This is a genomic window from Morganella psychrotolerans (assembly GCF_001676055.1).
Classification (GTDB): Bacteria; Pseudomonadota; Gammaproteobacteria; order Enterobacterales; family Enterobacteriaceae; genus Morganella; species Morganella psychrotolerans_B.
The window spans coordinates 298349-320031 of the sequence record NZ_LZEX01000034.1 but is presented as its reverse complement, the minus strand read 5'-3'; the positions used below and the strand labels follow the sequence as shown (position 1 = coordinate 320031).

The window sequence follows — 21683 nt, the reverse complement described above, 5'->3', positions numbered from 1 at the left end:
TTCAGGGCTTAAGAGCTTTTCTGATCAAAACATGCAACCCGGCAATGCTGGCTTTCCAGTTAAACCCGGGCTCCATCAGATCACGGCCCATAGCACCTTCTGCTATGACCATCAGCCAGGATGCCGTTTGTTGCGGATTCAGTTGTGAATCGATCTCGCCTGCGGCAATTCCCCGGTGCAATACATCACATATTTTACTGTGCAGTTTTTGCTCATTTACCACAAATGCGGTGTTAAGTTCCGGGTTACGGCTCGCCTCGGTGATAATTTCCAGACTGATACGGGCATAGCCCGGTTCATTATAAAGAGCGATCAGCGCCGATACTATTTTTTCAATAATATCAACGGTATTTCCGGGCTCATCGCCCATGGCAAGAATGGATTTGTGATCATCACTGTCCAGGTCTGCGATAGCTTCTATAATCGCGTATTTCGTCGGATAGTAGTGAAACAGGTTACCCGGGCTCATTCCTGCGACTTTGCAGATCTCCGCTGTCGATGTCGAATGAAATCCCTTTTCAATAAAGCAGTGCATTGCTGCATCCAGGATCTGCCGGCGCTTCCGGCGCTGCTTTTCCGTTAATTTATCCATGAGAATACTCTCCGAAAAGCTGGACAATAAATGTTAGACTGATTACTCTATCTTTTATCAATTCATCTTTTATTATTTATATACCCAACACAATGAAGAGTATAACCACTGCCTCTGATGGTAGCAGATTACAAACAGAAAGTTTGGATGAAACAAACATAAACAGCGCATGTGCCCTGTTTTATCAGGCGTTTTCGTCTAAATTTAAAACCATACACACCATGGCGGATAAGCAACGTCAGGCGGTGCTGGAGATGTTCTGGCAGCGCGGGCTGAGTGAGCCGCATGACCGCCATTTTCAGGTAAAACGTGACGGCAAATTAGTCGCTGTTTACGGACTGAGCTATGGTGTGAAACATCCGGCGGAAAATGCACCGCGACCGGTATCTTATCTGACTATCCTGCGCAAAGCCGGGTTTATCCCGTTTATGAAAATCAGACGTATTTTTCAGATGTTTGTGCATGTCCCTGAACCGGATACCGCCTATATATCTTATCTGTGTGTGGATGAATCACAGCGCGGAACGGGTATCGGCAACTGTGTGCTTGATAACATCACAGAACAACTGCGCGCTGACCCGTCCATCAACCGGCTGTCATTGTATGTTTCAGACTTAAATACACAAGCCCGCGCGCTGTATCTGCGGCGCGGCTTTACTGATGTGAAATATGAAACCTCGCAGGCCACACTGCGCTATATGGATATTTACGGCTGGTATTATATGTCGTTACCTTTGAGATAATGAGCTGACTATGTTTATTTACCCTTCAGAACATCAGCCCCACAAAGCCACCTGGATGGCATTCGGGGCTCATCCACGTATCTGGTCTGTAAAACTTGCCGCAGGAGTCTGTCGTGATCAGGCAGATATTGCGCGGGCGATTGCCCGCTTTGAGCCGGTTAATCTGCTGGTAACAAAAGAAAACAGAGCTGTTGCACAGCAGTTACTTGGTGACACCGTCACTTATATTGACTGTCCGCTGGATGATATCTGGCTGCGCGACAGTGGTGCCAATTTTGTTTATGACACCCTGACACAACGCCCCGCCGCCGTCAGTTTTAATTTTAACGGCTGGGGCGGCAAACAGGCAGCAAAGCACGATGCAAACATTGCGGCGGTTATGGCGCAATACACCGGTATGCCTCTGCATATCAGCCCGCTGACCCTGGAAGGTGGCGCAGTTGAGGTCAATGGCTCCGGCACCGGTATTTTTACCCGCAGTTGTATTCTTAATAATAACCGCAATCCCGGATTCAGCCGTCACCGGACAGAGCAGTTATTACAGCAAACCCTTGGTCTGAATACGATTATCTGGCTTAACGGTATCCGCAACCATGATATTACCGATGCCCATGTAGATTTCTACGCACGGTTTATCAATGAAACATCGTTAATTATTCCGATGGAAAATGCCCCCGGTTCCTTTGAGTACGAGGTCACGCGGGATCATGCCGCCGCCCTGAATACCCTGCGTCAGAATACCAATCTGATTGATAATATTCATGTTCTGAATAATCCGTCACAGACAAGGGTAAACCGGGATAAACATCCGGATTTTGCCGCCGGATACATTAATTACTACCCGTGTAACGGCGGGGTTATCCTGCCGGAATTCGGTGATAAAACGGCTGATGCACAGGCACGATCCCTGCTTGAATCCCTGTTCCCGCAGCGCACCGTTGTTCAGATAAATATTGATAATATTGCGTCCGGCGGCGGCGGGATCCATTGTGTGACTATGCAGCAACCTGACTTTTCTTCTTTTATTACATCTCATTGCCGCTGAGGTAATACACTGATTAATCTGAGCTGCGGATAAAATTCATTAACATGCATTAAATATGCTTTAATTTGTGGGTTACTTCTCAAATTAAAGCATTCCTATAGCCCATACATTGACAAGCCTGTGATAGAGTCCGGCTATCAGTCCGTCAAAAATAGTATTTTACTTTGACATTCAATACGTTCAGCATTGATTTTAAAGGTGTTTCCATGGGTCTGTTCACTCAGCAGCGGCACAATCAAATTTTTGCAGGTATTCTCAATGAGGTTGTGCCTCAGGATGAATTCGCAAAACGTTTTTCCGTTTCCACCCGGACAATTCGCTCAGATATAAATGAAATCAATGAGTTGATTAAAGATCATGGGGCACATATTCTCTATGAGCGCGGCCATGGCTATCGTTTAAAAATTGACGATAATATCCTTTTTGAGGCGTTCACCCAGCAAGATGAAACAGAAAACAGTATTCCGCGTACCGGAAAAGAGCGTATCGATGCATTACTATTAAAACTGTTGATGTTATCACTCCCTGTAAAACTGGATGATATCGCAGAAGAATGGTCTGTCAGCAGAAGTACACTGCAACAAGATATGAGCGCGGTCAGAGAACATCTGCAAAAATATCAAATCAGCTCAGAAAGCATTCCCCATCAGGGAATTCGGTTAAATGCCAGCGAATGGGCAATCAGAGCCTGTCTCACCGAAACATTGTGGCGTCGTTTTTCTGAACAGATCAATCATGATTTAGCCACTTTTTCGCCTGAATGCTTAGATAATATTGATCTCACTTACATTGATAAAGTGCTGCATAACAGTATTAACCGCTTCGATATCCGGCTCAGTAATGAAGGTCATCTTTATCTCATTTTTAATTGTGCAGTCACCATTTTACGAATTACCCGCGGACATGAATTAACCTCAATAGTCAAAAGTAATACTAATGAAGACGTGATCCTCAACGTCTGTAATGAAATATCTAAAGGGCTGATTTATTTCTTAGGAAGCGACCTTTCTAATCACGAAATTAGCTATTTGCACGATCAAATTGTGGCAAGACGCATCAGCAGCCAGGATTCAGTCAGTCAAAAAAACGGGAGCCACAGTGAACTGGCTGAGTATATTCTGAGCTATATTAACTCACTCTATAACTATGATTTACGCAGTGACGAAAAACTTAAAAAAAGATCTGAATACGCATCTTGCTGCATTAATCACCCGGCTTCAGTACCATATATCCACACCAAACCCGCTGTTATCAGATATAAAACAATATTATCCTTTTGCCTATGATGTCACTCTCAGTGCATTGACCGGCGCAAGTAAAGAATTACTTCCCCACGCCATCAGTGAAGATGAACTTGGTTATCTGGCGGTGCATATCGGTGTCAGTCTTGAAAGAAATTATGGTGCCGGGTCTATCCGGCAAACAGAGGTGCTTGTTGTCACCGATGCAGGTAATTCAACATTCCGGGTGGTTGAATCTAAGATCATGCGTGAATTTCCGCAGCTGAAATTCAGCCGGGATCTCACTTTGCAGGAATATGAATCACTTGAGGAAGTTGATGAAGATTTTGTTATTACTACCGTGCGTATTTCTGAAAAAAATAAACCTGTTATAAAAATAGCCCCTTTCCCTACCCCCTATCAGCTCAAGCAGGTAGGTCGCTTAGCGATGATTGACCAAACGCATCCTTATATCATTGAGCAGTTTTTTGATGAACGGTTTTTTATGGTGATTAACGAAAAAATCAGCCAGGAAACACTGTTTCAAACGGTATGCCAAAAATTACAGCAAGACGGATACGTCACTCCGGATTTTTATCCCTCATTGCAGGAACGCGAATCAATTGTTTCCACTTTACTGGGTGAAGGTATCGCCCTGCCTCATTCGTTAGGATTACTCGCTAATAAAACGGTGGTTGTCACCGTTATTGCACCAAGAGGTGTCGAATGGAATAAAGAAACGAAGGAAAATGCCTATGTCATTTTTCTGCTCGCTATCAGTAAGGCTGATTATGAAGAAGCTATGGCGATATATGACTTATTCGTCACTTTCGTCAAAGAAAAAACAACCCGTCGCTTAATGACTGTCAAAAATTTCAATGAATTCCAAATGATAGCAAAAGACAGTTTAGCCCGTATCCTCTGAATACCGGCAGCTTCCACTTATTTGCGGAAAACCGGGAGTTGCTGCTTTTTACGTGATCTTAACCGCAATTTCATCATTTAATTTTTAACAATCCCCGGCTGATTTCACCACCAAAGACCCCAAGTGGAAATAATAGCTCGCCAATATCACTCCCTGTCAGCTCTGCATTTCCACCTTAACTAAAAAATAACTAACAGATTGAATTAAAACAATTATTTTTAAAATAATACTGCGTAAGAATTTTTTAAGACTCTTTTAAAATGTTATTTTTCCATTTAGCTTCCGCTTGGGTCAAAAAATAAACACCTTTATTCCTTGTATTATTCCCTGTCATTTCCACTTCCAAACGGAAATTTCCTGCCTGCAAAAACGATGCGGAACAGCTTAAGGTATCAGTCATCAGAGAACAGAGAACAGAGAACAGAGTAGTCTAACTTACATTATTACTTTGGATTTTAAATAGTTATGAGTGAAGCAATCGTGGTTTTTAAGATGTCAGAACACAACCTTAATATTGATGAGGTTACACAAAAACTGCTGGTAATGATTACTGACCGGCTCAGTCAGGAGGACTGCCAAACTACGGAGGTACAACAACAAATGCTGGTATCTCATCTGCGTGCCATGGTTGCCAGGGCACAAACCGGCGAAGCATTACCCGAAGTGGATATCAGCTTGTTTGATGAAATATCTGAACACTCCATTGCACTGGCTCAACGGGTTGTTGACACCTTACCCGGATTAGCGCCTGAAGAGACGCTCTTACTTTCTGTTCATTTTGAAGTTATTCGTTCTGATGACTAATTTTTGGAGAATAAAAATATGAAACAAATCGTTATTGTTATCGGCGACCGTTTGGGGAAAGGACAAAAAGTGGCTGCCGGTGCAGAAAATGCAGGTGCCAAAGCGATTGTGGTTCCCGGTGTTGCCGCTGATATGAAACTCGGTGATGTCATGAATGCGGAGAAAGCCGATCTCGGTATCTCTTTTTGCGGAAGCGGTGGTGCCGGTGCTATCACGGCTCAAACCAAATATGGCTATAAAGCACGTTACGGGATGCGCTCTGTCGAAGAGGGAGAAACGGCCATTGCAGACGGTTGCAACGTGCTGGGTTTCGGTTTTATGGACAAGGAAGAGTTAGGCGAGCGCTTAGTTAAAGCCTTTAATAAAAAATACGGCAACGCTTAATGAAAAAATCTACCGAAACGGTTGTACGGGTGACAGGGCAAGGCGACACCAAACAAAAAGCGATTGCTGACGCGTTGAATTCAATACAAAAAACCGTACTCAAAGACAACACCGACATCATACTGAGAATTGAACCAAAGGATGTTGCGGTGATTAGTGCTCATTCGCAGTCACGGACAGAAAAATTTCTTTTTATCTTTTTGCCGCGTAAACGCGAACACTTTCGTGTTGTTCTCGACGTTTCGCTGGATGTGACCTTACTTTCTGTTAACGAAATACCATTCACAGAACAATAAAAGCAATCAGGCACGGAGTTAATTCCATGAGTGAAACGGCATCTTTCTTAGAAATATTGGGTATGTCCCTGATTATCGGCGGCCTTTGCGGCTTTGGTTTAGGCGCCGGGGCAGCACGTATGTTCCACGCTCCGACCACTCAGGGAATGGGGGCATTTCGTACATTAGGCGAATTAAACGCCTGTGAAGGCGACCCTGCATCACACTTCTCTTTTGGTCTGGGATTCTTCTTTAACGCATGGGCCTCCTCTGTCGCTGCGGGGGCATTCACGCAAGACGTGGATCACCGCATCATTCCTAACTGGGGTGCGGCGGCACTGCTGACAAAAAACCGCAATGTTGCAGAAACATTGCATAACCCGAAAAAAATGGCGATAGCCTGTGCCATTATCGGCGCTTTTGTCGTCGCATTCTTAAATACCACCGCATCAGCTGTTCCTGCTGCTCTGCAGACAACCGCCATTAACGTGCTGGTTCCTGCCGCTAACTTACTGGTTAACACCGTCATGCCGGTTATTTTCTGGTTAGCCGCGATGGATGCCGGGCGTCGTTCCGGTTTCTGGGCAACACTTTTCGGCGGCTGCGCACAGTTGATTATGGGTAACGCAATCCCGGGTTTAGTCCTTGGTATCTTAATCGGTAAAGGTGTTGATGATAATGGCTGGAACCGCATCACCCGCACAATGATGATAACGGTTGTTCTGTTGTTCGTACTCAGCGGATTCTTCCGTGAATTCGACCTCAAAATGATCACCTCTTTCAATCTCGATAAACCATTGTGGCTTGACTATATCCACGGGCTGCTGAGCGGGAAATAACCATGACAACTGAAATTAACAAAAATGATTTTTGGTACGCAGAGTGGTCTTTCCCTCTCTTTGCCGGACTGTTATCCGCAGGGATCTTCGCCGGTACACACATGTATGTCGTCTACGGTTTCGGTGCATTTAACGAAGTTGCCTTTGTGGCCATGTTACGTGCAGGACTCGATACCGGTGTTTATGGCGCCGTCGCGGCGTTCGGTGCAAGTTTCTTGTTTGCACGAATTATTGAAGGATCGCTGGTCGGTATCCTGGATATCGGTGGCGCGCTGCAAACCGGGATCGGCCTCGGGGTTCCTGCGCTATTCCTTGCCGCCGGATGGGATATTTTAGTCACTAATTTCTGGCTTTCCTTACTGACAGGACTATTTCTTGGCGTGCTGATAGGTCTGCTGATTGTGTTTGCCCGTAAATTCACTATCGCTCAGGCAAACTCAACGTTTGGTGCAGATGTCATGATGGGTGCCGGTAACACATCAGGACGTTTCCTTGGTCCTTTAATTATTTTGGCTGCAATGGCTGCATCGATTCCGATTGGTATCGGCTCTTTAATCGGCGCATTGATTTTCTATGTGTGGCAAAAACCTGTGGCAGGCGGTGCCATTCTGGGCGCGATGCTATTTGGCTATTTCTTTCCTCTTGTTGCTTAGACACTCAGGGCTGCTGATGTAAGTATCAATCAGCAGTTCCTGAATAATAAAGAAGGTAACCATGTATTCTTTAATCATCAAACAGGGCAAACGTATCGATGGTGTAATTATCGATATTCTTATCAAAGACGGCAAAATCGACGCGGCCGGCCCGGAGCTGGCCTGTCATCAGCAAGCAGAGAAAATAATTGATCTGAAAGGGGAAATATACGTTAGTGCCGGATGGATTGACTCACATGCACACTGCTTTACGCAATCACCTGTCTACTTCGATGATCCTGATTGCGCAGGCGTTGCCGGTGGTGTCACCTCGCTGGTTGATGCAGGTAGTGTTGGTGCTGATGATATTGACACATTTTACCAATCGACACTCAAATCCAAAACCAATGTCTTTTCTTTATTGAATATTTCACGCATTGGCATAATTGCACAAAATGAATTATCCGATATGAACAATATCGATGATGCCTGCTTTCAGCAAGCCATTGAACGCCATAACGGTTTTGTTGTCGGCATGAAAGCGCGTATGAGTAAAAGTGTGGTGGGCGAAAATGGGATCGCCCCGCTCATCAGAGCCAAGGAGATGCAAAAAAAACATCGTCTGCCATTGATGGTTCATATTGGCAATAATCCGCCTGATATTGACGAAGTTGCCGGTTTACTGACCCGTGGCGACATTATTACGCACTGTTTTAATGGTAAACCCAACCGGATTTTAGATGACACCGGTTATCTCAGGCCGTCAATTGCCCGCGCACTGGCCCGGGGTGTTCTCCTGGATGTGGGTCACGGCAGTGAAAGTTTCAGCTTTAAAGTAGCAGAACAAGCCATGCGTATCGGTACTTACCCTGACATCATCAGTTCCGATATCTACCACAGAAACCGTGTTAATGGTCCTGTTTACAGCCTCGCATTTGTGATGACCAAATTCCTGTGCATGGGCTTTAGTGCAGAGCAAGTTCTGCGCTGTGTTACTGAAAAAGCCGCTGATTTGCTCTCTCTGCCGGCTAAAGGCTATTTAAGACCGGGTTTTGACGCTGATATCACACTGTTCAATCTTAAAGAAGAACTCACTGAACTGACGGACGCTGAAAATGAAAAGCGTACCGGAACACACCGTTTCGTCCCCGTCGCCGCCATCATTGGCGGAAAACATATAATTCAGGCACAAGGCGAATGTGAACATGCAATCGATTTATGAAAAATATCAGCTTAAACACGTTATTAACGCTTCCGGTCGCATGACTATGCTCGGTGTTTCAACCCCGGCCCCGGACGTTGTTGAACGTGTTGCTTACGGACTGAATAATTACTTTGAAATTAACGATCTGGTAAATAAAACCGGCGAATATATCGCGCAATTACTCGACGTTGAAGATGCGGTGGTGGTTTCTTGTGCATCAGCAGGAATTGCCCAGGCGGTCGCTGCGGTTATCGTGAAAGATGATGAGGATCTATTACTCAATTTACACTCATCAGACAAGCCTGTACCACGTGAAATTATCTTACCGAAAGGCCATAACGTTAACTTCGGGGCGCCTGTTGACACCATGGTGACATTAGGTGGCGGTAAAGTGATTGAAGCTGGTTTTGCTAACGAATGTAGTGCAGCCCAATTAGCCGCAAAAATTACCCCGCAAACTGCCGCTATCCTCTATATAAAATCTCATCATACCGTACAAAAAAGTATGCTGACGGTCAGCGATGCCGTCAGTGTTGCCCGCGAACATCAATTACCATTAATTGTTGATGCTGCCGCCGAAGAAGATTTAACCACTTACTACCGGGCAGGTGCTGATTTGGTTATTTACAGTGGTGCAAAGGCCATTGAAGGACCCACCAGCGGCCTGGTTCTCGGTAAAAAAACGTATGTTGAATGGGTTAAACGCCAAAGCCGCGGTATCGGGCGGGCGATGAAAGTGGGTAAAGAAGGTATTTTGGGGCTGACACTCGCCATCGAACACTATTTGACTGCAACCAAAGAAACCGGGGCTGAGATGGTTAACCGGATGGACAAATTTGTCTGCGATTTAAATGCCATTCCTGCTATTTCTGCACAAATCGTGTGGGATGCCGCCGGCAGAGATATTGCCAGGACTGAAATCAGCTTTGATGAAAAACAGATTGGAAAAACCACATATCAAATTATGTCTGAATTAAAACAAGGCGATACCGCTATCTATTTCCGCGAATACAAAGCTAACGAAGGTAAAGCAGAAGTTGATGTCCGTAGCGTCAGCAATGAACAACTCGATGTTATATCTGAACGTATCCGCTTGTTAGTTAAAGGAATATAAAATGAGATTGTCACCGAATTTTTACCGTAACCGTGTGTGCTTAAACGTATTGGCAGGCAGCCACCAAAACGCCAAAGATATCTGTGCTGCGGCTGAAAACTTTGTGGTCGTGGGCGTTTTATCAAAAAACTATCCGGATACTGAAAGCGCTATTGCGGATATGAAAATTTATGCACAAGAAACAAACAATGCATTATCTGTAGGATTAGGTGCCGGCGATCCGAATCAATCCACAATGGTTTCTTTGATTGCAAAGGAAGTCCAGCCTCAGCACGTCAACCAGGTTTTCACCGGCGCAGCTATCAGCCGTGCATTACTGGGTCAGAATGAAACCTTTGTGAATGCATTAATTTCACCGGGTGGTACCATTGGTATGGTTAAAATTTCAACCGGCCCGTTAAGCTCTGAAGCACCTGATGGCATCGTGCCCATTGAAACAGCTATTATGATGCTGAAAGATATGGGCGCTGACTCGGTTAAATTTTTTCATATGCAGGGACTGACGTATATTGAGGAGTACAAAGCCGTTGCCGCGGCCTGTGCAAAATTTGATTTTGCGCTTGAACCTACCGGCGGAATTGACTTAGATAATTTTGCTGAAATTTTACAAATCGCTCTTGATGCCGGCGTGAAAAAAATCATTCCTCACATCTATAGTTCGATTATTGATAAAGAGACAGGTAATACCCGTCTTGAAGATGTTCGTCAGTTATTACAAATGGTTAAGCAAGCCGTAATCTGATATTTCAGTAAACAGGAAATAAATACAGCGGGATATCGTCCTTCTTTCAGACAGTCATCAAACGGGATATCCCCGCAACAAAACGGATAACATAATGACCGCGATCACCTGGCACACCGCTGAATTTAATACATTATCGCCGCTGACACTCTACCGCCTTCTTGCCCTGCGCAGTGCGGTGTTTGTTGTGGAGCAGACCTGCTGTTATCAGGATGCGGACGGAATTGATCTCACCGCACTGCATTTGTGGGCGGAACAAAACGGGGAGATTGTCGCCTGCTGCCGTATTCTGCCCCCGGCGGATGATACAGCACCGGCAGCCATCGGCCGTGTCGTGGTTAATCCGCAGTTTCGCGGGCAAAAACTGGGCTATCCCCTGATGGAAGCCGCTATCCGCGCAATACATCAGCATCACGGACAGCGGCAGATTCATATCAGCGCCCAGGCACATCTGACCGCATTTTATGAAAAATGCGGCTTTACTGTCTGCTCAGAAATTTATTCAGAAGACGGGATCCCGCACTGTGATATGGTTCGCCGGTAAACCGGCGCCATCAGTTACGCGGTTATTAAATCACCTTAAGCGCTGTTATTGCTCATTAATAATTTCTGATGATATAATCGGCTCATTCTATAACTCAGAGAAAAAAAAGGAGGCTAATTATGTTGTTAAGTGATGTGATCGAATATTCACATTTCTTTGGTAATCGTCAGAACTCAGGCTGTTCTGTTAACGCTGCGCGTTAATCCTGCCTGAGTGAAGCATTACTGAGTAACATCCTTCCTCAGCTTACAGGGTTATCGCTTTTATGACCCAAGGTATAGTTATGCCTTAAATTTGAGTAAGCTATGAGTACATTATTATCAACCCGTAATCTGTCATTCCACCCCGGTCACACGCCCCTGTTAACCGATATTTCTGTTGCCCTGAATCAGGGAGAGAAAATTGGCCTGATTGGTCATAACGGTTGCGGGAAAAGTACCCTGATGAAATTATTATCCGGACAATTAATGCCGGATGAAGGTACTGTCACACCGGCAAACCGCGTGATAGTGGCCTATATCGAGCAACATCTGCCCGAATCATTACAGTCCGTGACACTGATTGAGGCGGTGCTGGAAAAACTGCCTGCGGAGCTGCGTGTCTCTGACATGTGGCGGGCAGAAATGTTATTGACCGAAACCGGTTTTGACAGCGCACAGTGGTTTTTACCGGTTTCCGCTCTGAGCGGCGGGCAGCATACCCGTTTGTTACTGGCGCGGGCGCTGATTATCAATCCGGATTTGCTGCTGCTCGATGAACCGAGCAACCATCTCGATTTACCCACGATTTTATGGCTGGAGCAGTTTTTAATCAGCTGGCGCGGCAGTTTTATCCTGGTCTCTCACGATAATACCCTGCTCGACCATGTGACAAACTGCACCTGGATATTGCGTGACGGCACTATTTCTGTGTTCCGGCTGCCTTGTTCACAAGCGCGGGAAGCGCTCAACGCACAAGATGAAAGTGATGAACACCGCCACAGTGCGCAGCAAAAAGAGATAGACCGCATCGCGCAGAGTGCAAAACGTCTGGCCATCTGGGGAAAAGTGTATGATAACGAAGCCCTTTCCCGCAAAGCCAAACAAATGGAAAAACAGGTAGGACGCCTGCAGGACGATCAGGTTGAACTATCAGCGGGTAGTCAGTGGCAGTTGAAACTGACCGGTGATGCCCTGCGGGCAGATCGCCTCTGTGCATTTAATCAGTTAGCTGTTATCCCGGCAGATAATTGTCCGCCACTGTATGTGACGGATAATTTATCGGTAAAAAGTGGCGACCGCATCGCCATTACCGGGGCAAACGGTACAGGGAAATCCTCGCTGTTGCGGATGATTTGGGCGCATTCACAGCAAGAGAGTGTCACCTTACCTGACAGCCCGCTGGTGCTGCATCCGCGTGTCCATTTGGGTTATTACGACCAGAAACTGGCGCAACTGAATGATACTGATTCATTAATGGATGCATTAAAACCATTTGCTCCGTTAATTGATGAACAGAGAAAAATGGCCCTGATCGGCGCAGGATTTCCCTATCTGCGCCACCAGCAGACTGTCGGTTCACTGAGCGGTGGCGAGCGGGCGCGACTGCTGTTTGTCGGGTTAAGTCTGGCGAAATATTCGCTTCTGATGCTGGATGAACCAACCAACCACCTGGATATGGACGGAAAATCCGCACTGGCAGATGAAATCAGCCGGTTTGCCGGTGGCTTGATTCTGGTCAGCCATGACCGCGAACTGATTGAAAAAAGCTGTAACCGGTTTTGGTATATCGACGGCTCACGGCTGACGGAATATCACGATTTGGATCAGGTTTATGATGCTATCCGCCATCTGAATGCTGATCAGTCCCCGGATGTTTCTGCGCAGTCACTTGCCGCAACAATTGAAACAACCGCGGTTGCAGATGATGAAGAGGAAAAACTGGCGATACTGATCGCACTGGAAGAAAGGCTTGCAGCCGATATACAGCGCAAACCCGGACATCAGAAACCCGCACTTCAGCAGCAATGGCAGACAGACATTGCCGCGTTACGTGCGCAGTTGGGATTAGATAATTAACTAAATCCGGTAAGTAAATAAAGCAAGGCGGACACTTTCCGGTATCCGCCTTTTTTTTCTTATTTTTTGGTCAGACCATCAGCCTTCAGCCAGCCTTCTGTTATTTTTCCATTCGCCGGATGAATATAACGCCCGTGCAAAAATCCCTGATACGGCTGTTTGCGATCAACCCAGACGGCATCATCCTGCACAACAAAGGTCTGTTCTTCAGCTTTGCAGTCTTTATCCGGCGCATCATAAAACCGGAGCTGTTTTTGCGTGACGATATATTTATGTGATGCCGGTTCACTGTTACGCAGTTCTTTTTCATAGGCTTTTTCTGCCTTTTCTGTGACGGCGTCACAAACTGCCCCTTCCGGTTCAAGGCGGTTTACATTGATCCAGCCCTGCGCATTGCCGTAAGCCACCAGCAACCAACCCTCTTTTTCACCTTTCACCGGGGTTGTCGCCCGGAAACCATTGATCTGAAGCACATCTCCGGGCACCACAAACGCATTATCATCGCGACACTGTGATGTGGGTGCGGCATGAAAATAGGTGCGTCCGGTACCCGTCACCCGCCATTTCGGTGATTGTGCAATAAACGCCTCAAGGCGCAGTGTGCTGAGGATCTGGTGACATACCTGTTCTTTTTTCAGGCAGGACTGCAACCGTTCGCCCTGCACGGCACTGAAAGTCAGTAATACAGGGTGATCTTCATCCGGCCCTGTCGCCTGCAATGTATTTTCTTTTATATTGTAAGTCACCCAACCGAGCTGCCCGGCACCGGGGCTTTCAGCCGACGGTGTCTGCCGGGTATCTGATAACTGAATGGCAAGTTCATTAATATCACGATTTTCAATATCAATTCCCAGCCTGTCGGCCGTCACTTTTTCCGCACGGATAAGGTCATGATTACTGCCCGCAATCAGTTTTGTCAGCTCATGATCACAATCAAACAGCGGACCGGAGACGGCAGCCGAAACGGTGCCGTTTTCATCCGCTACAACCTCTGCGGCTGCCGGTGCCGCAATTACCGGCAGTGCCGCCATCAACAGACTCAATCCTGAAACAACGGAACGAAAATACATCCCTATTCCTTCTCTTAATAAGTTTCCTGCTGCAATGCCTCGCGCTGCAACAGACGTTTTTTCCGGTCAATTCCCCAGCGATATCCGGCGAGTTCCCCGCTGGTGCGCACCACGCGGTGACACGGAATAGCCACCGCCAGACAGTTTGCCGCACACGCGCCCGCCACCGCCCGGATCGCGTTCGGGGAGCCTATCCGCTGTGCAATATCGCGGTAACTGACGGTCGTGCCGACCGGGATAGTTTGCAGCGCCTGCCAGACACGGCGCTGGAAAGCGGTACCGCGGATATCCAGCGGTAATTCAAACCCCGCAGATGGTGCCTCCACAAAACCGACCACCCGCGCAACCACCTGCTCAAATTGCGCGTCTCCGCCGACAAGTTCGGCATTCGGGAATTGATCCTGCAAATTTTGCAGCAGTGTTTCTGCATCATCACCCAGCAAAATAGCGCAAATGCCTTTTTCGCTTTGTGCGACCAGAATATCACCCAGCGCACAGATACCGAGAGCAAAATAGATAATCGCCCCTTTACCGCCTGCGCGCCAGTTTTTCGGCGTCATCCCCAGCAGTGTATCGGATATTTCATAAAAACGACTGCCGGAACTGAAACCGGATTCGGCAATTGCACCGGTAATTGTCGCCTGTTTTGTCAGTTGGTCGCGCAGCCGCTCACCCCGGTAAGCCCGCGCATACGCCGCCGGTGTCACCCCGGTGTGCGTTTTAAACAGACGATGAAAATGAAACGGACTGATCGCGGCGGATTTCGCCAGCTCCGCAAGAGACGGTACAGCACAACCTTGATTAATGCAGGCTTCCAGCTCGCGGCACGATTTGGCAATCAGTTGTGCATGACGCTGCATCATAGTGTCGCCGCTGCGCTGCTGCCGCTTTCCGGCACAATAACCTTGTGCTTCGGCTTGCGCCGGTGTGGCAAAAAATTCAGTATTTTCCCGTTTCGGCAGGCGTACCACCGTAGACGGAAATCCCCATGTCCGGGTGGTTCTGACTGCATAAACAAAATGCGCATCTGCCGTTTTGTCCCGGGCAACCAGCGCCGCCCAGCAATCATCATCAGATGGTCGTTGTATCTCTGTTTTCATCCTGAGCTTCCGTTATCGCGTACAGCGAAAAGTAAGATTAAACCGCCGGGCTCCCGCAAGCGGATGAACCCCGTTTTTTACCGGACGGACAGCATGATAATTCAGCCGGGAACGGCTGCCCCACACCAGCACATCGCCATGCTCAAGTGCAAAGGTTTTCAGCGGGTCGTGGCGCTGCATTCCGCCGAACTGAAATTGCACAGGCAGCCCGAGCGAAAACGAGACAATCGGCTGGCGGCGATCAGGTTCATCTCTGTCCTGATGCAATGACATGCCCGCGCCCGGGACATAACAGTTAATCAGGCAGCTGTCCGGAAAAAACCTGTGAAAACCGGCACGTTCCGCTGCATTCTGTGCAAGGGACACAAACAGATCCGGCATTGCCGGCCACGGATTGCCGGTCAGCGGATCAATCGCGGTATAACGGTAACCTTTTGCATCTGAAATCCAGCCCTGTGCGCCGCAACTGCTCATCGCCGCTGACATCGGGTATCCGCCCGGTGTCACCATATGACGAAACGGGGAGATAGTCGTGATCGCGGCAATATCCGCCAGCAGCACCGTATCTTCATCGCTGAGAAACCCTTTAAATAAACAGGCATCCGGCGCAATATTCAGTGGTTCATCGTGCGCAAAAAGATCTGACATTGTGTCCTGTTCCCTCTGTCCTTCCGTTGGTAACAGTATTGCCCGCCACCGGCAGACAAACACTCCGGCTCTTGCTTTTCAATTCGGATATACCCGGCGTCATGCCGTGCGCTCCTGTTTTAAACGCCGCCATAAGGTTGTCCGGCTGATCCCCAGCCAGTCAGCCGCCGCCTGCCGGTCACCACGAAAACGGGCAATGGCCTCTGCTGCCGTTGACGTTATTACAGGTCCGGTCACAACCTGATGTATTTCAGAGGGTTGTATCTCAGTGCGACGTTCGGGTGATAACTGCATTAATAATGATTCTGTAATTATTTTGTCAGGATACGCACTGCAATACAGCGCCACCCGCTCCATCAGATTACGCAACTCACGGGCATTGCCCGGCCAGCGGTACTGATAGAAAAAGGCACTGCACGCCAGAACTTGTTGCAGATATCCGCGATGCAGCGGCAAATCCAGTTCAGCAAAGGCAAGTTTGAGCAGTTTTTCCGCTAACAATAAAATATCTGCATCCCGCTCACGCAGTGCCGGTAATTGCAGACGCAGCACGCCGAGACGATAAAAAAGATCGGCACGAAACCGCCCTTCAGCCACCCATTTATCCAAATCACCATGAGTGGCGCAAATGACCCGCACATCCACCATAATGGGTTTGTATCCACCGATACGCACAATCGCACGATCTTCCAGTACCCGCAGCAGGCGGGTCTGAAGTGATAAAGGCATCTCACCGATTTCATCAAGAAACAAGGTGCCGCCGTCCGCTGCTTCAAATAGCCCGGCCCGCCCGCCCCGCAGTGAGCCGGTAAACGCGCCCTCTTCATAGCCGAATAATTCAGCTTCCAGCAGACTCTCCGGAATTGCCCCGCAGTTAACCGCAACAAACGGTGCACTGCGCTTTGTGCGCTTATGGGTACGGAACAAGGTATATTCGTGATGAATAGCTTGTGCCGCCATTTCTTTGCCGGTGCCGCTTTCACCCTGGATCATCACCGTTGCTTTTGAACGGGCAAACAGGGTGATTGTCTCGCGAACCTGCTCCATGACCCCGGATGTGCCCAGAATATCATTAATGGTATGGCGAATACTCAGAGATCCGGCAACCGGCAGCGGGAAGCTTTGCGGCTGGTGGCGGATCCGCGTCAGTTCTATTGCGTCGGTGAATGCCCGGCGGACAGCATCATTAGAATAAATAAAAATACCGGTCATTCCGCACTCAGCCGCAATATCGGTAATCAGCCCGGCACCCACCACAACGGTGATCCCCATTGCTTTCAGCGCACTACACGCCGCCCGGGCATCTTCGGCGGTGATATAACTGCGCTGCTCAATCTGCATCCCGAAACTCTGCGCCAGTGATTCCAGTGCCGGAAAAGTATCCCGGTAATAGACAAGACCGATGCGATCACTAATCTGACGCGCCTGCACCAGCGCCTGCATCACATCAAACCCGCCGGGAGCGGCAATAATCACCGGCACCGGTAAATGCTGCTTCAGATAAGCACCGTTTGACCCGGCACTGACAATCACATCACAGCGCTGCGTTTTCAGCCGCTCGCGGATAGCATCAACCGCCGCATCAAACCCGAGATTGATAGCACTGATAGTGGCGCGGGCACTGAATTCCGGGCTGATATCGCGAAACTGGGTAAACAGACGGGAGATGGAAACAGTCCAGATCACCGGTTTGTCGCTTTGAGTCATCAGTCTGCTCCTGTTTCAGATGTTTCATTCGTTTCAAATGTTCCATATGTTTCACTCACGTTTCATGAAACATCATAAACCAGGTAATGAAACATAAATAGCACCATCATCACAAATCACTAACATCCCGCTTGTCAGACAGAATCATCAACTTCTATAGTGGAGGCCGAAATATCCGCATAAACAAGCCAGTATTTGTGATGTGCATCCCGTTTTAGTTCGTTTTAGTTTAGTACCAGGCTGGTTGGCACAACGATTGCTTTATAACAACCAGGTATCAAATGAGTATCAAACTAATAACAAGGTGAATATATGGCTCTTAACTCCGCAGGACGCGCATTCCGTGATGCCGTAAAGTCTGAATCCCCGTTACAGCTGGTCGGTGCTATCAATGCCAACCATGCTTTGCTGGCTAAGCGTGCGGGCTATAAAGCAATTTATCTCTCCGGCGGCGGTGTTGCCGCAGGCTCCCTGGGTATTCCGGATCTGGGTATTTCCACGCTGGATGATGTGCTGACAGATGTCCGCCGTATCACCGATGTGTGTGATCTACCCCTGCTGGTGGATGCAGATATTGGTTTTGGTCCGTCAGCATTTAATGTGGTACGCACCGTAAAATCCCTGATCAAAGCCGGTGCCGCCGGTATGCATATTGAAGATCAGGTGGGTGCAAAGCGTTGCGGTCACCGCCCGAACAAAGAGATCGTCTCAAAACAGGAGATGGTTGATCGTATTAAAGCGGCCGTTGATGCGCGCACAGATGAAAATTTTGTGGTGATGGCACGCACTGACGCTCTTGCGGTGGAAGGTCTGGATGCCGCTATGGAGCGCGCGCAGGCATATATTGAGGCCGGTGCCGATATGCTGTTCCCGGAAGCTATCACTGAGCTGGATATGTACCGCCTGTTCACCAAAAATATTAAAGCACCGGTGCTGGCGAATATTACTGAATTCGGTCAGACGCCGCTGTTTACCCTGGATGAGCTGCGCAGTGTGAATATCGCTATCGCCCTGTATCCGCTTACCGCGTTCCGTGCCATGAATAAAGCGGCTGAGAATGTGTATAACACGCTGCGCCGCGAAGGCACTCAGCAGAGTCTGCTGGCACAGATGCAGACTCGCGATGAATTATACCAAAGCATCGGTTACTACGATTATGAAGACAAGCTCGACGCCCTGTTTTCACAGAAAAAGTAACACCTGAATCTTACCCGATACTACGCGAAGCAGGTTGTTTGACTATACCCAACGTCATTCAGGATGCAGGCAGGCGGCAAGGGAAGACTGACGGGGAGCATACATTAGTATGTGACCCGGCTGGCTGAGTACCGCCAACGAACCTGCAGTTTGAATGAATAAGGGTAAATAATAATAAGGAACACCCGTAATGAATAAGCCACTCACCACATCTGCACCTACACCGAAGAAAGGTAAAAAATCCGTCGCGCTTTCCGGCGTCGCTGCCGGAAATACCGCACTCTGTACTGTGGGGATCAACGGGAACGACCTGCATTACCGCGGATATGACATCCTGGACTTAGCCACACAATGTGATTTTGAAGAAGTCGCTCATCTTCTGATCCACGAAAAACTGCCGAATGCGGCTGAACTGGCGGCATATAAAGCCAAGCTGAAATCCCTGCGCGGTCTGCCGCACAGTGTGAAAAAAGCACTGGAAGCCCTGCCTGCATCCGCACATCCGATGGATGTTCTGCGCACCGGCGTATCCATTATGGGCTGTGTTCTGCCTGAAAAAGAGGGGCATCCGTTATCAGGTGCGCGTGATATCGCTGACCGCCTGCTCTCTTCCCTGACCTCAATGCTGCTGTACTGGTACCACTATGCGTTCAATGACCGCCGCATTGATACTGAAACAGACGAAGAAACCGCAGGCGGGCATTTCCTGCGCCTGCTGCATGGTAAAACGCCGTCGGCTGAGTGGGTTCGCTACATGAATTCCTCATTTGTTCTCTATGCTGAGCACGAATTTAATGCCTCGACGTTTGCCGCGCGGGTCATTGCCGGAACAGGCACCGATTTTTATTCGGCGATCACCGGTGCTATCGCGGCACTGCGCGGTCCGAAACACGGTGGCGCAAATGAAGTATCCCTGGAAATTCAGAAACGTTACAGCTCACCGGATGAAGCACAGGACGATATTATCGCCCGTCTTTCCCGCAATGAAGTGGTGATGGGTTTCGGGCATCCGGTGTATACCATCGCGGATCCGCGCCATCAGGTTATCAAAGCGATTTCCCGTGAGTTATCGGAAGAAGCCAAAGATTTCCGCTTGTTTAATATCGCAGACCGTATTGAATCCGTGATGTCACAGCACAAGAAAATGTTCCCGAATCTGGATTGGTTCTCTGCAGTGGCTTATCACCAGATGGGTGTTCCGACTGCGATGTTTACCCCGATTTTTGTTATTGCCCGCTCCGCAGGCTGGGCTGCACACATTATTGAACAGCGTCTGGATAATAAAATTATTCGTCCTTCCGCCAATTACACCGGCCCGGAAAACCAGACTTTTGTCCCGTTGAATGCGCGTTAATTATTGAATAATAAGGAATACAGATTATGTCAGCATCCATTACCCCACAGCACCAAGAGTACGATCAGGTTATTCAGGACATTACTGACTATGTACTGAAGATGGATATCAGCAGTGAGCGGGCTTATGACACTGCATATTATTGTTTTCTGGACACCCTGGGTTGTGGTATGGAAGCCCTGGAGTATCCGGCGTGCAAGAAAATGCTCGGCCCCGTCGTTCCGGGAACAATTGTTCCGAACGGCGCAAAAGTGCCGGGCACACAGTTTCAGTTAGATCCAATCCAGGCCGCATTTAATATCGGTGCCATGATCCGCTGGCTTGATTTTAACGACACCTGGCTGGCAGCTGAATGGGGTCATCCGTCGGATAACCTCGGCGGCATTCTGGCGGTAGCTGATTGGTTATCACGCGAAGCACTGGCAAAAGGTAAAGCGCCGTTGCCACTCAAACGCATTCTGACGGCGATGATCAAGGCGCATGAAATTCAGGGCTGTCTGGCGCTGGAAAATGCGTTTAACAAAGTCGGGCTTGACCACGTTGTGCTGGTAAAAGTTGCCTCCACCGCGGTTGTCGGTGAGATGCTGGGGCTGGATCGCGAACAATTGCTGAGTGCGGTTTCTCATGCGTGGGTGGATGGTCAGTCTCTGCGCACCTATCGTCATGCACCGAATACCGGTTCGCGTAAATCCTGGGCTGCCGGTGATGCAACATCCCGTGCGGTGCGGCTGGCACTGCTGGCACAGAAAGGTGAGATGGGCTATCCGACTGTGCTGACCGCGAAAACCTGGGGTTTCTATGATGTGCTGTTCGACGGCAAACCGTTTAAATTCCAGCGCGATTACGGCTCTTATGTGATGGAAAACGTGCTGTTTAAAATTTCATTCCCTGCTGAATTCCATTCGCAAACCGCCGTTGAAGCCGCAATGACGTTGCATAACACACTGGCAAAAGCCGGTAAAACCGCGGATGACATCGAAAAAGTCACTATCCGCACGCACGAAGCCTGTATCCGTATCATTGATAAACACGGGCCGTTGAATAACCCGGCTGACCGTGACCACTGTATTCAGTATATGGTTGCTGTTCCGCTGATTTTCGGTCGCCTGACCGCGTCAGATTATGAAGATAATATTGCCGCCGATACCCGAATCGATGCTCTGCGCGCGCGCATTCATTGTGAGGAAGATACCGCATTTACCAAGGATTATCATAATCCGGAAAAACGCTCTATCGCCAACGCCCTGACCATCACCCTGAAAGACGGCACTGTGCTGGATGAAGTCGTGGTGGAATACCCGGTCGGACACGCCCGCCGCCGTGAAGAAGGCATTCCGTTATTACTGGAGAAATTCCGGATTAACCTGGCACGCCAGTTCCCGGAAGCACAGCAAAAACGCATTCTGAATGCTGCCCGCGACCGTAAAACACTTGAATCGCTGTCCGTCAGTGAATTTATGGACTTGTTTGTTATCTGATAGTCAGTT

The 21683-nt window shown here is 48.4% G+C and carries 22 protein-coding genes; 17 read left to right on the top strand and 5 right to left on the bottom strand.

Annotation, left to right across the window (positions count from 1 at the left end):
• Position 1: 1 nt before the first annotated feature.
• Positions 2 to 592: a TetR/AcrR family transcriptional regulator gene (locus AYY17_RS15400; protein WP_067424971.1), complete on the bottom strand. Its 591-nt coding sequence runs from the start codon at positions 590 to 592 to the stop codon at positions 2 to 4.
• Between the two features lie 143 nt (positions 593 to 735).
• Between AYY17_RS15400 and AYY17_RS15395 the strand changes: the two genes are divergently transcribed.
• From AYY17_RS15395 to AYY17_RS15335, 14 genes are all read left to right on the top strand, one after another.
• Complete coding sequence (locus AYY17_RS15395; protein ID WP_235845403.1) at positions 736 to 1335, top strand: GNAT family N-acetyltransferase; 600 nt, start codon at positions 736 to 738, stop codon at positions 1333 to 1335.
• 10 nt (positions 1336 to 1345) lie between these two features.
• Complete coding sequence (locus AYY17_RS15390; protein ID WP_067424964.1) at positions 1346 to 2380, top strand: agmatine deiminase family protein; 1035 nt, start codon at positions 1346 to 1348, stop codon at positions 2378 to 2380.
• Between the two features lie 206 nt (positions 2381 to 2586).
• Complete coding sequence (locus tag AYY17_RS22410) at positions 2587 to 3666, top strand: BglG family transcription antiterminator (RefSeq protein ID WP_235845402.1); 1080 nt, start codon at positions 2587 to 2589, stop codon at positions 3664 to 3666.
• Entirely contained in the window at positions 3563 to 4525 is a 963-nt protein-coding gene (locus AYY17_RS22405; protein ID WP_235845412.1) for a BglG family transcription antiterminator, read from the top strand. Before AYY17_RS22410 ends, AYY17_RS22405 begins: the two co-directional genes overlap by 104 nt.
• 465 nt (positions 4526 to 4990) lie before the next feature.
• A complete protein-coding gene (locus AYY17_RS15380; protein WP_067424962.1) occupies positions 4991 to 5329 on the top strand; it encodes a transcriptional antiterminator in 339 nt (112 codons plus the stop codon).
• A gap of 18 nt (positions 5330 to 5347) precedes the next feature.
• Positions 5348 to 5713 carry an SFCGS family glycine-rich protein gene (locus AYY17_RS15375; protein ID WP_067406207.1) on the top strand — a complete coding sequence of 122 codons (366 nt, stop codon included), beginning with the start codon at positions 5348 to 5350 and terminating at the stop codon, positions 5711 to 5713.
• Positions 5713 to 6009, top strand: coding sequence for a DUF4312 family protein (locus AYY17_RS15370; RefSeq protein ID WP_067424960.1), 297 nt, complete (start codon positions 5713 to 5715; stop codon positions 6007 to 6009). The genes AYY17_RS15375 and AYY17_RS15370 overlap by 1 nt, the downstream gene beginning before the upstream one ends.
• 26 nt (positions 6010 to 6035) lie before the next feature.
• The gene (locus AYY17_RS15365) at positions 6036 to 6827 is read left to right on the top strand and encodes a DUF4311 domain-containing protein (RefSeq protein ID WP_067424957.1); all 792 of its coding nucleotides are present in this window, start codon (positions 6036 to 6038) and stop codon (positions 6825 to 6827) included.
• Between the two features lie 2 nt (positions 6828 to 6829).
• Entirely contained in the window at positions 6830 to 7480 is a 651-nt protein-coding gene (locus AYY17_RS15360) for a DUF4310 family protein (RefSeq protein WP_067406213.1), read from the top strand.
• Positions 7481 to 7541: 61 nt separating this feature from the next.
• Entirely contained in the window at positions 7542 to 8681 is a 1140-nt protein-coding gene (locus AYY17_RS15355; protein ID WP_067424955.1) for an amidohydrolase/deacetylase family metallohydrolase, read from the top strand.
• Positions 8665 to 9777, top strand: coding sequence for a DgaE family pyridoxal phosphate-dependent ammonia lyase (locus AYY17_RS15350; RefSeq protein WP_067424953.1), 1113 nt, complete (start codon positions 8665 to 8667; stop codon positions 9775 to 9777). Before AYY17_RS15355 ends, AYY17_RS15350 begins: the two co-directional genes overlap by 17 nt.
• 1 nt (position 9778) lies before the next feature.
• Complete coding sequence (gene dagF, locus AYY17_RS15345) at positions 9779 to 10519, top strand: 2-dehydro-3-deoxy-phosphogluconate aldolase (RefSeq protein WP_067424951.1); 741 nt, start codon at positions 9779 to 9781, stop codon at positions 10517 to 10519.
• Between the two features lie 94 nt (positions 10520 to 10613).
• Entirely contained in the window at positions 10614 to 11063 is a 450-nt protein-coding gene (locus tag AYY17_RS15340; RefSeq protein ID WP_067424949.1) for a GNAT family N-acetyltransferase, read from the top strand.
• 305 nt (positions 11064 to 11368) lie between these two features.
• Entirely contained in the window at positions 11369 to 13120 is a 1752-nt protein-coding gene (locus AYY17_RS15335) for an ABC-F family ATP-binding cassette domain-containing protein (RefSeq protein ID WP_067424947.1), read from the top strand.
• Positions 13121 to 13179: 59 nt separating this feature from the next.
• Here AYY17_RS15335 and AYY17_RS15330 read toward each other — a convergent pair whose 3' ends face one another.
• The 4 genes from AYY17_RS15330 to prpR form a co-directional block, all read right to left on the bottom strand.
• The gene (locus tag AYY17_RS15330) at positions 13180 to 14190 is read right to left on the bottom strand and encodes a hypothetical protein (RefSeq protein ID WP_067424945.1); all 1011 of its coding nucleotides are present in this window, start codon (positions 14188 to 14190) and stop codon (positions 13180 to 13182) included.
• A 14-nt stretch (positions 14191 to 14204) separates the two neighbouring features.
• The gene (gene ada, locus AYY17_RS15325) at positions 14205 to 15290 is read right to left on the bottom strand and encodes a bifunctional DNA-binding transcriptional regulator/O6-methylguanine-DNA methyltransferase Ada (RefSeq protein ID WP_067424943.1); all 1086 of its coding nucleotides are present in this window, start codon (positions 15288 to 15290) and stop codon (positions 14205 to 14207) included.
• 12 nt (positions 15291 to 15302) lie between these two features.
• Positions 15303 to 15938: a DNA oxidative demethylase AlkB gene (alkB, locus tag AYY17_RS15320; protein WP_067424941.1), complete on the bottom strand. Its 636-nt coding sequence runs from the start codon at positions 15936 to 15938 to the stop codon at positions 15303 to 15305.
• A gap of 99 nt (positions 15939 to 16037) precedes the next feature.
• Complete coding sequence (gene prpR / locus AYY17_RS15315; protein WP_067424939.1) at positions 16038 to 17645, bottom strand: propionate catabolism operon regulatory protein PrpR; 1608 nt, start codon at positions 17643 to 17645, stop codon at positions 16038 to 16040.
• A 312-nt stretch (positions 17646 to 17957) separates the two neighbouring features.
• Between prpR and prpB the strand changes: the two genes are divergently transcribed.
• The 3 genes from prpB to AYY17_RS15300 all read left to right on the top strand — a co-directional run bounded on the left by prpB (position 17958) and on the right by AYY17_RS15300 (position 21674).
• On the top strand, positions 17958 to 18842 hold the full coding sequence (gene prpB, locus AYY17_RS15310; RefSeq protein ID WP_067424937.1) for a methylisocitrate lyase: 885 nt from the start codon (positions 17958 to 17960) through the stop codon (positions 18840 to 18842).
• 190 nt (positions 18843 to 19032) lie between these two features.
• Complete coding sequence (gene prpC, locus AYY17_RS15305) at positions 19033 to 20196, top strand: bifunctional 2-methylcitrate synthase/citrate synthase (RefSeq protein WP_067424935.1); 1164 nt, start codon at positions 19033 to 19035, stop codon at positions 20194 to 20196.
• A 26-nt stretch (positions 20197 to 20222) separates the two neighbouring features.
• Complete coding sequence (locus AYY17_RS15300) at positions 20223 to 21674, top strand: bifunctional 2-methylcitrate dehydratase/aconitate hydratase (RefSeq protein WP_067424933.1); 1452 nt, start codon at positions 20223 to 20225, stop codon at positions 21672 to 21674.
• Positions 21675 to 21683: the final 9 nt, after the last annotated feature.